This is a genomic window from Romboutsia faecis (assembly GCF_014323405.1).
GTDB classification, from domain to species: domain Bacteria; phylum Bacillota; class Clostridia; order Peptostreptococcales; family Peptostreptococcaceae; genus Romboutsia_E; species Romboutsia_E faecis.
Window position 1 is genome coordinate 91,707 of record NZ_JACRWE010000004.1, and the last position, 14,371, is coordinate 106,077.

The 14,371-nt window shown below is 28.4% G+C and carries 12 protein-coding genes, 1 riboswitch and 1 other annotated feature; of the genes, 11 read left to right on the forward strand and 1 reads right to left on the reverse strand.

What is annotated here, in order from left to right; all coding sequences use genetic code 11:
• The first annotated feature begins 115 nt into the window (after positions 1-115).
• The 6 genes from gdhA (at position 116) to H8923_RS09675 (ending at position 8,680) form a co-directional block, all read left to right on the forward strand.
• The gene (gdhA, locus tag H8923_RS09650; RefSeq protein ID WP_153972239.1) at positions 116-1,519 is read left to right on the forward strand and encodes an NADP-specific glutamate dehydrogenase; all 1,404 of its coding nucleotides are present in this window, start codon (positions 116-118) and stop codon (positions 1,517-1,519) included.
• Positions 1,520-1,556: 37 nt separating this feature from the next.
• A riboswitch (purine riboswitch) is annotated at positions 1,557-1,653 on the forward strand.
• 69 nt (positions 1,654-1,722) lie between these two features.
• A complete protein-coding gene (locus H8923_RS09655) occupies positions 1,723-2,268 on the forward strand; it encodes an HD domain-containing protein (RefSeq protein WP_153972238.1) in 546 nt (181 codons plus the stop codon).
• Positions 2,269-2,449: 181 nt separating this feature from the next.
• Positions 2,450-3,319: an FUSC family protein gene (locus H8923_RS09660; RefSeq protein WP_153972237.1), complete on the forward strand. Its 870-nt coding sequence runs from the start codon at positions 2,450-2,452 to the stop codon at positions 3,317-3,319.
• A gap of 68 nt (positions 3,320-3,387) precedes the next feature.
• Positions 3,388-4,776 carry a [Fe-Fe] hydrogenase large subunit C-terminal domain-containing protein gene (locus H8923_RS09665; protein ID WP_153972236.1) on the forward strand — a complete coding sequence of 463 codons (1,389 nt, stop codon included), beginning with the start codon at positions 3,388-3,390 and terminating at the stop codon, positions 4,774-4,776.
• A gap of 35 nt (positions 4,777-4,811) precedes the next feature.
• Entirely contained in the window at positions 4,812-5,603 is a 792-nt protein-coding gene (locus H8923_RS09670; protein WP_153972235.1) for a polysaccharide deacetylase family protein, read from the forward strand.
• Positions 5,604-5,677: 74 nt separating this feature from the next.
• Positions 5,678-5,951 (forward strand) — a binding site (T-box leader).
• 65 nt (positions 5,952-6,016) lie between these two features.
• Entirely contained in the window at positions 6,017-8,680 is a 2,664-nt protein-coding gene (locus H8923_RS09675; protein ID WP_153972234.1) for a valine--tRNA ligase, read from the forward strand.
• A 176-nt stretch (positions 8,681-8,856) separates the two neighbouring features.
• Here the strand turns inward: H8923_RS09675 and H8923_RS09680 are convergent, their stop codons facing one another.
• Positions 8,857-9,021, reverse strand: a complete 165-nt coding sequence (locus H8923_RS09680) for a hypothetical protein (RefSeq protein WP_153972233.1) — start codon at positions 9,019-9,021, stop codon at positions 8,857-8,859.
• 299 nt (positions 9,022-9,320) lie between these two features.
• Between H8923_RS09680 and mobA the strand changes: the two genes are divergently transcribed.
• The 5 genes from mobA to H8923_RS09705 all read left to right on the forward strand — a co-directional run bounded on the left by mobA (position 9,321) and on the right by H8923_RS09705 (position 14,369).
• On the forward strand, positions 9,321-9,944 hold the full coding sequence (mobA, locus tag H8923_RS09685; protein WP_153972232.1) for a molybdenum cofactor guanylyltransferase: 624 nt from the start codon (positions 9,321-9,323) through the stop codon (positions 9,942-9,944).
• Positions 9,945-10,116: 172 nt separating this feature from the next.
• Positions 10,117-11,430 carry a bifunctional folylpolyglutamate synthase/dihydrofolate synthase gene (locus H8923_RS09690; protein WP_153972231.1) on the forward strand — a complete coding sequence of 438 codons (1,314 nt, stop codon included), beginning with the start codon at positions 10,117-10,119 and terminating at the stop codon, positions 11,428-11,430.
• Positions 11,431-11,655: 225 nt separating this feature from the next.
• Positions 11,656-12,372 (forward strand): rhodanese-like domain-containing protein, encoded by a 717-nt coding sequence (locus H8923_RS09695; RefSeq protein ID WP_172976739.1) that lies wholly within the window; start codon positions 11,656-11,658, stop codon positions 12,370-12,372.
• A gap of 67 nt (positions 12,373-12,439) precedes the next feature.
• Entirely contained in the window at positions 12,440-13,162 is a 723-nt protein-coding gene (locus H8923_RS09700; RefSeq protein ID WP_243139965.1) for a TVP38/TMEM64 family protein, read from the forward strand.
• Between the two features lie 70 nt (positions 13,163-13,232).
• Positions 13,233-14,369, forward strand: coding sequence for a (Fe-S)-binding protein (locus H8923_RS09705; protein WP_153972229.1), 1,137 nt, complete (start codon positions 13,233-13,235; stop codon positions 14,367-14,369).
• Positions 14,370-14,371: the final 2 nt, after the last annotated feature.

The following is a 14,371-nucleotide window of genomic DNA, read 5'->3' on the forward strand; positions in this document are numbered from 1 at the left end:
ATTTTACAGAAAATTAAAAAAATTATTAAGGAATTAAGCTTTAAGTATTGGAAAAGAGTTATCTAAAGTATACAATATAAAAGGGTTAGAAAATAAATAATTAGGGGTGTAGGTAATGAGTATACAATTAAAAGAAGGTTTAGGACAAACAGTGGAAGAGGAAATAAATGAAGTTAATGCTACTCAATGTATAAATAAGATAATAAGTGATGTTAAGCATAGAAATAAAGGAGATGAAGAATTTCATCAAGCTGTTGAAGAAGTTTTACATTCTTTAGAGCCAGTATTAGTTAAGCATCCAGAATATATAAAAGAAAGTATATTAGAAAGACTAGTAGAGCCAGAAAGACAAATAATATTTAGAGTTCCTTGGATTGATGATGAAGGAGATGTTCAAGTAAATAGAGGTTTTAGAGTACAATTTAATAGTTCAATTGGACCATATAAAGGAGGACTAAGATTCCATCCATCAGTTAATGCAAGTATAGTTAAATTTTTAGGATTTGAGCAAATCTTTAAAAATTCATTAACAGGACTGCCTATAGGAGGAGGAAAAGGAGGATCAGATTTTGATCCTAAGGGGAAATCTGATAGAGAAATAATGAGATTCTGTCAAAGTTTTATGTCAGAATTATATAGACATATAGGTCCAGATATAGATGTACCAGCTGGTGACATAGGTGTTGGAGGAAGAGAGATAGGATTTTTATTTGGACAATATAAGAAACTAAGAAATGCTAATGAACCAGGAGTATTAACTGGCAAAGGATTACATTATGGTGGTTCATTAGTAAGAACAGAAGCTACTGGATATGGTCTTATATATTTTGTTAATGAAATGCTAAAAGCTCATGGCCATAATTTAGGTGGAAAAAGAGTTGTTATATCAGGTGCTGGAAATGTTGCAATATATGCAGCTCAAAAAGCTGAACAATTAGGTGCACATGTAATTGCTATGTGCGACTCAGATGGATACATAGTTGATGAAGATGGAATAGATATAGATTTAGTTAAAGAAATAAAAGAATTACAAAGAAAAAGAATTAAAGAATATGCACAGAGAAAACCTAATGCTAAATATTTTGAGGGACAAAAAGGAATTTGGTCATTAAAGTGTGATATTGCTTTACCTTGTGCAACTCAAAATGATATAAGTATAGAAGAAGCTAAGTTATTAGTTGAAAATGGTACAATTGCTGTAGGGGAAGGTGCAAATATGCCTTGTACTAATGAAGCCTTAAATTACTTACTACAAAATAATATACTAGTTGCACCTGCAAAAGCTGCTAATGCAGGTGGAGTTGCTACTTCAGCATTAGAAATGTCTCAAAATAGCATGAGGCTTTCTTGGTCATTTGAAGAAGTAGATGAGAAATTACAAAATATAATGGTAAAGATATTTAATGCATCTAAGGAGGCTGCTAAAGAGTATGGTTCAGAAGGAAATTATGTTGTTGGTGCCAATATAGCAGGATTCTTAAAAGTAGCAGATGCTATGATTAGTCAAGGAATCATATAGTAACTATATTTGATTTACAATAAAAATAGATTATGTTAGAATATAGTCGCATAAAACATATATAAGTTCATAGAATGATTGAATGTTTCTACCAACTTCCGTATCAGTTGATTATATGTTTTCCTTATTGGAATAACTCTATCAATTTACATGTGTTAGTTGGTATTTTTATGCAAAAGTATAAATTCAGAGGAGAAATAAATATGGCAGATTATATGACTACATTTTCAAAAGCGAATTTTTTACCACTGTGTCCTAATAAAGATGATATTTTAATAGATGATATTGCTCATGCGTTATCACTTATGTGTAGAGCAAATGGACATTTTCCAGAATTTTATTCGGTTGCACAACATAGTATTTTCTGTTGCGAAGAAGCGATACAAAGAGGATATAGTAATAAAGTTGTTTTAGCATGTTTGCTACATGATGCTAGTGAAGCATATATTGCAGATATAACTAGACCAGTAAAGAAATATTTAGATAAATATCTAGAAATAGAAATGTCATTACAAAATGAGATTTATGAAAAGTATCTTGAAGCTAAATTAACTGATGAAGAACAAAAAATGATAGATTCAGTTGATAATACTTTACTATATCATGAATTTATTCATTATACAGGAGTAGAATTAGATGTAGAAAAAGAGGACCTACTAAGTAAGCCAGTATTTAAATTTGAAGAGTTTGCATCAGTAGAAAATAGATATAAAGAACTATTTTATAAATTAACAAATATTGATAATTAGTGATTTTAGAAACGAAAGCATGTAGAACAGTTACATGCTTTTAGTTTATTAAGTATTTTACTAAAAAGTACAGTAGAATAAAATGGAATATTGTTTAGTGGCTACCATAATTTTTTTTTATGGATTATACTATATAGGTAAAAAATATAAATAACCATAGTTATATCAGGAGGTTTTATCATTGAAGTTTAAGTTGGGCATGAGAAATATAAAAAGTGGTATAGCAGTTATGCTTTGCTGTATTTTAGGACAATACATTATTGAAAATTTATTTTTTGCAGTAGTAGCATGTGCAATATCAGTGCAAGGAACAGTTAAGGGGTCTGTAAAAGCAGGTCTAGGCAGGGTAAAAGGAACTATGTTAGGTGGATTGATTGGATATTTAACAGTTCTTATTAAGCCTGGAGATCCTATTTTATGTGGTCTAGGTGTAATGGCAGTTATATATGGATGCACTGCTTTAAAGAGCCCGGGACTTGTAGTATCTTTAGTAACATTTTCAGCTATACATTTAGGTAATATAGGAACAATAGATCCAGCATATTATGCTATACATAGAGTTATAGATACATCCATGGGAGTAGTTTTTGGTGTAGCAGTAAACTGTTTATTTGCAAGGCCAGATTATTTTGAAAATACAATGAATGAATTTATAAAGATGGAAAAGTTATCAAAAGAGTTTATAAAATTAAGAATAATAAACAATGAACATTTTGATATAGAAAAATATGGTTTAGCATTTAATAAACTAGAAAGTGTATATTCAAAATTCTTAGATGAATTAGATTTTACTAAAAATAATATAAATACAGATCAACTAGAAGAATCAATCGGAGTATGTGAGCAAATATATTTTCATATGAAATCTATAGAACTATTAGAAAAGAAATTATATCTTAATAAGAAAAACTATAAAGTACTTAAGAAATTCTATAGGGGTGAGGATTTTGATTGGGAGATTGACGATACAAAAAGCCCCGTATTTAATTTTCATTTAGAAAAAATAATAGAAAAAATAGATCAATTGAATTCTTTAAATAATTTCAAATAACAACTCATAAATAAAATGCAGTACCTCTACAAATATTAGATATATAAGTCAACTAAAGGAGGTACTGTATGAAACCTATCTGTTTAGAAACTCAAATTTTAAATAAATATAAAACAATAATTTTTAGAGAATTAATAAAGTTAGTATGGAATGAGAATCTGGATAATATAGATGATATTCCTAAAAATATATTAGAACATGTAAAAAGTGAAAGTAATCAGGAAATAGATGAAGATACAATCATAAATTTGATAAGAGTAATTTTAGGCCTTAATCCATTAGAAAGTATTGAAAATATTAGATTAAAAGACATGATTTATGAATCAATAAATTTAGATAAAGTAGAGATGCCGATAATCTCTATTATAGATGATGCATGTAAATATTGTGATAATACTAAATATGAATGTTTGATTAAGAACAAGCATATAAATTGTAATAAACAAAATACATGCAGTGCTTGTGGAGAATGTATTTCTAAATGTAAGCTAGGTGCTATATCAGATAAAATTGAATTTATTCCAATTATAAATATATTAAAAAATAAGAAACATCCAGTATATGCAATTTTGGCACCTGCATTTACTGGACAATTTGGTGAAGATATCAGTTCGGGAATATTAAGAGGGGCACTTAAGAGTATTGGTTTTAAAGATATGATAGAAGTAGCACTTGCAGCAGATATTCTCACAATAATAGAGGCGTATCATTACTATGAGCATATGAAAAATAATAATAAGGATTACTTTATAACTAGCTGTTGTTGCCCTGTATGGGTGAGTTTAATAAAAAGTAAATTTCCTGAAATTGTTGGGAATATATCTTCTTCTGTATCGCCTATGATTGCATGTGCAAGGATAATTAAAGTTTTAAATCCAGAAGCAAAAGTTGTTTTTATAGGTCCTTGTATTGCAAAAAAGAAAGAAGCAATATCTGAAGACTTAAAAGGAGATGTAGATTTTGTGCTTACATTCCAAGAATTAGATGAAATATTTAAAGCTCTGAATGTAAATTTTCTACATATAAAGGAAGACAACAGATTAGAGTCCTCTTACTGTGGGAGAGTATATGCAAAATCAGGAGGTGTTAGTAAATCAATAGAAATGGTTTTAAAAGAAATTGATGAATATATAAAGTTTAATCCCATAGCATTTCAAGGGCCTAAAGAGTGTATGGAAGGCCTTGAAAAATTAATTAATAAAGAAATTGATGTGACATTTATAGAAGGTATGGGTTGTAAGGGTGGATGCATAGGAGGTCCTAAAAAACTAATACCACTAGATGAAGGCGAAAAATATATGGACAAGTACCTACAAGAATCAAAATTAGAAACTCCGTTTGATAACCTAAATGTTGCACAATTTTTACTAGAAATAGGTATAAAAAAAATCGAAGATTTAGGGGACACAAATCAAGATAAAATCCAACAAATTTTCAATAGGAATATAGAAAATTAACTAAAATTAATCTTTATTAAGAGGAGATTATAATAATGGGGGAAAAGAAAAAAGTATTAAAGATGTTAATAGGTATATTTTTAATAGCAATTATAGTATGTATAGGAGTATCTTATAATCAAAGTAGCAAGACAATAAATAAAAATATTAATATTGATAAAAGTATAAATGATATTAAAAAAAACACATTTAATGAAACAAGTAAAGGATCAGATACAAAGCCAGAAAAAATAGCATATATAACAATAGATGATGGTCCTTCAAAATATACAAGCCAAATATTAGATATATTAGATAGTAACAATGTAAAAGGAACATTCTTTATGTTAAATAATAATATGATATTGCACAAAGAAGAAGTTAATAGAATGATAAAAGAAGGTCATGGTGTTGGATTTCATGGTGTAAGTCATGATATAAAGGAATTGTATAAAACAGAAACATCTTCATTAGAGGAATTTGAAACCTGTAATAAAACGCTATATGACATATGTGGAAAAAATTCGAAGCTAATAAGACTACCATATGGAAGCAAACCATATACACCACAAGAAAATTATGATAGCTTAATTAAAAATGATTACTTGATATGGGATTGGACCTTAGATACCCAAGATTGGAAATCATCAACGGACCAAATTGTAAGTAATATATTATATTACGGGAGAGAAAGAGAAGAAATAGTAATATTAATGCACGAAAAAGAACAAACTGTAAATGCATTAAATGATACTATAAAAATTTTAAAGGAAAGAGGATATACAATACTTCCTATAACAGAAAGTATATCTCCAAAAAATTTCTGGATAGGCAATACGAATAGCTAAAATAACTTATATTATTATTAATAATTGACAATAATAAAGGAAATTGGATATAATTAATAAATACAATAATATAAAAAAATACAGTGAAGAAGAGGATTATGTAAATACTGCTAATAGAGAAGAAAACTCATAGGCTGAAAGGTTTTCTAAGTATAGGTTTACAGAAGGTAGCTTCGGAGTTTCTAGGTTGAATTAATAGTAGACTTAGACGGTGAAAATCGTTAAAATTTATTGAGAGCTAAGAGGAAAATTTTTTGTATTTATAATGTTGCAACAGTACAATAAACCATACAATTTTGAATTTAAATCTTAGAATTAAGGTGGTAACGCGAGCTTTTCGTCCTTATTATGAGGACTAAAAGCTCTTTTTTATTATAAAAATAAGACTAATTAATAAGCAGGAGGAAATATCAATGGAAAATACTAATTTATCAAAAACGTATAATCCTAAAGACTTTGAATCAAGATTATATTCAGAGTGGGTAGAAAAAGGATACTTTAAATCTAAGCCAAATCCAAATAAAAAGCCATTTACAATAATGCTTCCGCCGCCTAATATAACTGGGCAATTACACATGGGACATGCTCTTGACCATACATTACAAGATATACTTATAAGATGGAAGCGTATGGACGGATACGAAGCTCTATGGCAACCTGGAACTGACCATGCTTCTATAGCAACAGAAGTTAAAGTTGTTGAAAGAATAAGAGAACAAGAAGGAAAAACTAAGTATGAATTAGGAAGAGAAGAATTCCTAAACAGAGCTATGGATTGGAGAAATGAATTTGGTAGAAAAATAGTAGACCAAATGAAACAATTAGGAGACTCTTGTGACTGGGATAGAGAAAGATTTACAATGGATGAAGGATGTAACGAAGCTGTTACTGAGTTCTTTGTGAAACTTTATGAAAAAGGTCAAATATACAGAGGAAATAGAATAATAAACTGGTGTCCAGATTGTAAAACAACTTTATCTGATGCAGAAGTTGAACATGAAGAATACGAAGGTAAATTCTATCACATAAAATATCCAATAGCAGGTAGCGATGAATTCTTAGAAATAGCTACAACTAGACCAGAAACAATGTTAGGAGATACTGGTATAGCTGTAAATCCAGAAGATGAAAGATACAAGCACTTAGTAGGAAAGCATGCAATACTTCCATTAATAGGAAGAGAACTTATAATAGTTGCTGATGATTATGTTGATTTAGAGTTCGGTACTGGTGCAGTTAAGATGACTCCAGCTCATGACCCTAATGACTATGAAGTTGGTCAAAGACATAACTTAGAGCAAATAAACGTAATGAATGAAGATGGAACAATGAACAAATTAGCTGGTAAGTACGAAGGTATGGATAGATATGAGTGTAGAAAACAACTTATAGCTGACTTAGATGAAGCTGGATATCTAATAGCTATAAAAGATCATAATCACAATGTAGGATCTTGTTATAGATGTCATACAGTAATAGAACCAAGATTATCAGATCAATGGTTTGTTAAGATGGATGAACTTGCAAAACCTGCAATAGACATACTTAAGAAACAAGAATTAAAATTCGTTCCAGATAAGTTTGATAAAACTTACTTACAATGGTTAGAAAATATAAGAGACTGGTGTATATCTAGACAGTTATGGTGGGGGCATCAAATACCTGCTTATTACTGCCAAGATTGTGGTGAGGTAATAGTTGCTAAGTCTATGCCAGATGCTTGTAAGTGTGGATGTAACAACTTCAAGCAAGATGAGGATGTATTAGATACTTGGTTCTCTTCAGCATTATGGCCTTTCTCAACATTAGGTTGGCCAAACAATACAGAAGAATTAAACTACTATTATCCAACAAGTGTACTTGTAACTGGATATGATATAATATTCTTCTGGGTAGTAAGAATGGCATTTGCAGGAATGTTCTGTATGAATGAAAAACCATTTGAACATGTATTAATACATGGACTTGTAAGGGACTCTCAAGGAAGAAAAATGAGTAAGTCTTTAGGTAATGGTATAGATCCATTAGAAGTAATCGACCAATATGGTGCTGATGCTCTAAGATTCATGTTAGCAACAGGAAATTCCCCAGGAAATGATATGAGGTTCTACATGGAAAGAGTAGAAGCTGCAAGAAACTTTGCAAATAAATTATGGAATGCGTCAAGATTTGTATTCATGAATATAGACACAGAAATAATGAAAGGTGTAACTAGAGAGTCTGTTGAAGCTAACTTAACTTTAGCTGATAAATGGATAATATCAAGAGCAAACAATGTTGTTAAAGAGGTTTCTGATAACATGGATAAGTTTGACCTAGGTATAGCAGCTCAAAAAATATATGACTTCGCTTGGTCAGAATACTGTGACTGGTATATAGAAATAGTTAAACCAAGATTATACAGTGAAGATAAAGAAGCTAAACAAACTGCTTTATACACATTAACTTACGTATTAGAAAAAATATTAAAACTATTACACCCATATATGCCATTTATAACAGAGGAAATATATACTCATCTTCCAACAGTAGAAGGAAGTATAGTCATAGCTCAGTGGCCTCATTACACTGAAGCTGATAATATGGCTAAAGAAGAAGAAATGATGAATTTAACAATGGATGGAATAAGAAATATAAGAAATGTAAGATCAGAAATGAATGTTCCGCCATCAAAGAAAGCTAAAGTTATAATAGTCCCAACTGAAGAAAAGAAAGAAGCAATGGAATCTGGTAAAGACTACTTTGTAACATTAGCATCTGCATCTGAAGTTGAAATAGTAGCTGATGAAACTAATATACCTGAAGATGCTGTAAGTGTTGTTATAGACGGTGTTAAGATATTCATACCACTTGATGAATTAGTTGATTTTGCAAAAGAAATTGAAAGATTAAGCAAAGAAAAATCTAAGTTAGAAAGTGAAATAAAAAGAGTTAATGGAAAACTTTCTAATGAAGGGTTCGTTGCAAAAGCTCCAGAAGCACTAATAAATGCAGAAAAAGCTAAGAAAGAAAAATTCGAAGAAATGATGAAGTCTGTAGTAGAAAGACTTGAGAATCTTGAATTAAAAATGAAATAGATAATACCTTATGCTGATGTAATTTTATCACTTAGGAATTAATATGAATAGCCAGTACAAGCAACTGAAAAGAAGCTGCAAATGTACTGGCTATTTCATAATTCACTACTTTCAATTGGGAATTACATTCACCAAATATATTATTTTTAATTTTATTAAGAAATTAGTTAAGTTAATTACTCTATAATATTGTCAGGATCAGCGAATTCATTTTCGACATAGTTGTTTAGGATGTGTATTATTAGGTTGTCTACTGTCATATGATTTTCTGTTGCTAAGATATCTAATTGAATTTTCAAGTCTTTAGGCAAGTTAAAAGCTATATTATTTTCATTAGTCATATAAAATCACCTCTTAAAATTTATTATATCCAAGATAGTCATAATTAATATTAAAGATGTCTTTGAGAAAATAATAAAACATTTTTTTGAGTTTGTAAAACCATTTTCCGTTTTTATGCAAATATATAATATCGGAAAATAAACTTCAATATTTTAAAATTATATAAAATAATATGATAATAAATAAAGGTAATAGTAACTATCCATTAAACTTTGTTATAATGATTTAATAATATAAACTTAATAGCAATGTCACTAGTATATATCTGTAAATATAAAGAAAGGGTATAGAATAAATTATGCTAAGGGGAATAACAATAGAAGAGTTATTAAAAAAATCAAGTGTAGTAATATTAATTGGTGGAAAATCTAGTAGGATGGGGTATAAAGATAAGTATAATTTAAAAATAGGACAAAAGAGGTTTATTGATTATATAATAGAAGAACTAAATTGTTTTGATTATATTGTAATATCTGCAAATAAAAATCAAGACTTAGCAAATTTAAATAATAAAGTCATTATAGATGAAATTGATGAAATAGGTCCTATCGGTGGAATATATACTGCGATGAATAATATTGACAGTGAAATATTATTTTTGTGTACCTGCGATGTTCCAAATATAAGTAGAGAAATAGTATATAAGTTATATAATAATTTTGATTTTGAATATGATTGCATAATACCAAGAATAAATGGAAGAGTACATCCATTACTGGGGGTATACCAAACAAGAATAAAAGATATAGTAAAAGAAAATATTAAAAACTCAGATTATAAAATAAGGAACTTACTGGATAGAGTTAATACAAAATATATAGATTTTGACAAAAAATATGATGAAGTATTTAGCAACATCAACACTATAGAAGAATTCGAAGAATATTGTAAATATAAACGTACTAAAAAAACATTACTATGATATAAAAATTATAGTAATATTTTTTATATATAGGAAGAGTTATAATTTGCATCGAAATATACTATAATTAACTTAGAAATTACAAGATTATATAAATTAGAAACAACAAGTTTTAGCAAATATATAAATGATTTATTTATTCAAAATTTAACTATCACAAGGGGGAGAAAAAATGAACTACCAAGAGTCACTAAAATATATAGCAGATACACATAAATTTGGAATTAGATTAGGTTTAGACAGTACAGGAAAATTATTAGAACTTTTAGGTAATCCTCAGGAAAACTTAAAAGTAGTTCATGTGGCAGGAACAAATGGAAAAGGATCAGTTTGCTCATTTGTAGCAAATATATTAAAAGAAGAAGGATATAAAGTAGGATTATATACATCTCCATACTTAGAGACTTTTACAGAAAGGATAAGAGTAAATGGAAAAAATATACCTAAAGAAGATGTAGCAAGAATAATAACTCTAATAAAAGATAAGATAGAAGTGATGGTTAATGAAGGTTATTCTGCTCCTACAGAATTTGAGATAGTAACAGCTATGGCATTTTACTATTACAATGAGCAAAAAATGGATTATGTAGTATTAGAAGTTGGATTAGGTGGGAGATTTGATTCAACAAATGTTATAAAAAATCCATTAGTAAGTGTATTAGTGTCTATAAGTTTAGATCATATAGGAGTACTTGGAGACACAATAGGGAAAATAGCTTATGAGAAGGCGGGAATAATAAAAGAAAATGGAGCAGCAATAGTATATAAGCAAGTTAAAGAAGCTGAAGATGTTATCAAGGAAGTTTGTAATGAAAAGAATGCAGAGTATATAGAAGTAAACTTTAATGATATAGAAGTTAAAAAATCTGATATTTATTCACAAGTATATGACTGTATAGTTATGGGTGAGAAATTCGATAACTTAGAAATAAAACTAATAGGTGATCATCAAATAAATAACTCAATAGTAGCATTAAACGTAATTAAATACTTAAGAGATAATAAAAATGTTGAAGTCAGTAAAGAATCTATAGAAAAGGGTCTTTTAAATACTAAATGGCCAGGGAGAATAGAAAAAATAAAAGAAAAACCAATGTTTATAATAGATGGGGCTCACAATGAGGATGGAGCAAAATCTTTGGCAAATGCTCTAGAAAAAAACTTTCCAAATAAGAAATTAACTATATTAATCGGAATGTTAGCAGATAAGGATATAGATAGTGTTTTAGAAATATTAATGCCTAGATTTAATAAGGTAATAACAACAACTCCGGATAATAATAGAGCTATAAGCTGTGAAGAATTAAAAAATAAAATATCTAAGTATGTTGAAGATGTAACAGCAATCGAAAACATCGAAGATGCAGTTAAATATACTTTAGATAATGCAAAAGAAGATGATGTCATAATTAGTGCAGGTTCTTTATATATGATAGGAACAGTTAGAACATTAGTAAATGAAAAAGAATTAGTTATACAAAAATAAATTGATATCTTTCTAAAATATAAAGGCTACCTTAGAGTAAGATTTACTTCAAAGGTAGCCTTTATATTTTATATAAAAAAAACTAATTACTAACTATAGATTAAATCTATAACTATCATGAATATATTGTATATTTCTATATAACTTTACTTAAAAAGGTTATTTGATATAATTTAACATGGCTTAATGGGTCTGTGTGTAAATAAAATAATCGGAGGAGTAAAAATGAAATCAAACAAAAAAGTAAAAGTTTTATCAATAGGTGTATTATTAGTATTAACATTAAGTAGTATTGTTGGATGTTCATCTAATAATGTGGAAGAATCTTATAGCGATGTAGACTCAACTAAAACTATAAATTTAGTTGAAGAAAATGAAAAAACATTAGTTATAGATGTTAGGAGTTCGGATGCATATGCGAAAGGACATTTAGCAAATGCTATAAATATACCATTTGATGAGTTTGAAGATAAAATCAATGATTTAGATGGATATAAAGATCAAACTATAATATTAATATGTAATACAGGGAACAAAAGTGGTAAAGCAGCTAAAATGTTATCAGACAAAGGTTTTACTAAGGTATATAATGCAGAAGATGGAATGGATGAATTTGACTATAAAACAGTTAAGTACAACAATATAACAGGTAGTGAACTTGAGCAATTAGTAGGAAAAAATAAAGATACAGTTATATTAGACGTAAGAGATACTAAAGATTACAATAAGGGACATATAGAAAATTCTATAAATATACCAATAGATGAGGTTGAATCAAGAATTGATGAACTTAAAGACTATAAAGATAAAGAAATACTAATTTATTGTTCAGTAGGAAGAAGGAGTGCTCAAGTTGCAGAAATATTAGAAAATGGTGGATATAAGGATGTTTCTAATACAGTAGATGGAGTAAAAGAATATGAATTTAAATTAGTTAAATAATCTAAATTAAAAGGGGCTATATAAATAAAATATTTTATATATCTCCTTTATTTAATAATAGAGAGGGTTGATTAATATCAGTAATATAAAAGAAAACAAAAGAAATAGTCTAAACAAAACATTTTGGATTACTTTAGGAATTTTAGTAGCACTAATTATAATTTATTTATTTATTCCTCAAGTAAATAGTGTAATAAACAAAATGACTTCTTATTTAGTAGCCCTTGATATGGAAGGTTTGAAGCAATATGTGTTATCGTTTGGAGTGTGGGCTCCGATAATATCATTCTTACTTATGATACTTCAATCAATAGCAGCACCACTACCAGCTTTTGTTATAACCTTTGCAAATGCAGCATTATTTGGATGGGTAAAAGGAGCGATACTATCATGGTCAAGTGCTATGGCAGGAGCAGCATTGTGTTTTTATATAGCTAAATTTTTAGGTAGAAATACAGTAGAAAATCTTACAAGTAAATTTGCACTTAATAGTGTAGACGATTTTTTTCAAAAATACGGCAAACATACTATTTTAATAGCAAGATTATTGCCATTTATGTCCTTTGATTTAGTAAGTTATGCAGCAGGTCTAACATCTATGAGTTTTATATCATTCTTTATAGCTACAGGTATAGGTCAATTACCAGCAACTATAGTTTACTCATATGTTGGTGGAATGTTAACAGGTGGAGCTAAGCTAATGATGACAGGACTACTTACATTATTTGCCCTAAGTATACTTATATATGTAATAAAAATGGTTTGGAACGAAAAAAATAATAAGAAATAGATTTTTAAGGGGATGTTTAGAAATATTAATATTTTAAGACATCCCATTTATAAAGTGGTGGTGATTACATATGAATAAGATAAATCTTAATAATAAAACCCTAGAAATAGTGAGAGAAAAATATAAGGACTGTATAAATTGTAAATTATGCTTTGAAATATGTCCTATGATGAAAGAGTATAGTTCTTCTCCAAAAGAATTAATGAATGAGATAATTAAGCATAAAAATGTAGATAAAAATATTCCATATTCTTGTATGTTATGTAATGCTTGCGAATCAAGATGTCCTAGAGATATAGATTTAAAGGAGATGTTTTATAATTTACGACAAGATATAATGAGCAGTAATTCTAAAGATTTAAAGAGCTTAGGGTATAATACAATTAAGTTCCATCAAATAAATAGCTTCTCACCAATATTTTCAAAGAGTTATATAAGTGATAATACTAAAAAAATATTCTTACCTGGATGTAGCCTTTCAAGTTATAGTCCAGATATAGTAATGAAAACTTATGATTATTTAAAATCTAATATAGATAATATTTCATTAGCAATAGAGTGTTGTGGAAAGCCTACATTATCTATGGGAGATGAGACAAAATTTAAAAGTTATTACTCTAAATTAGATAGCATGTTCAAAGAAAATAAAATAGAAGAGATAATAGTAGCTTGTCCCAATTGTTTTGATACGATAAGAAACAGCAGTAAAGATGTTAAGGTAACTTCATTATGGACAGTAATTAATGAGTTCAAAATACCTAATAAGTTAAAAAATAACTATGTTAATATAGAGAAAGAATTTTCTCTTCACGATCCTTGTCCAATAAGATATGAGAGTAAAATACATAATAATGTAAGAAGTATTTTAAATGATTTAGGTGTTAAAGTAGTAGAGTTTGATAAAAATAGAGAAAAAAGTGAATGCTGTGGAGCAGGTGCTATGGTAAGGGTAACTAATCCTGCAATTTCAATAAAGCAGACTAAAAAGAGAGCCAGTGAGGCTAAAAGTGATACAGTAGTATCTTATTGTCAATCTTGTTGTGAATCTATGATGTTTGCTGGAAAAAACTCATTACATATATTAGATTTAATTTTTAATGATGATGTAATAAACAAGAAAAACTTTACTCAAACCAAAACTTCTGTGATTCACAAATGGAAAATGAGATATAAAACGGTTCAAAAAGGAAAAAATAATAAATTTTAATG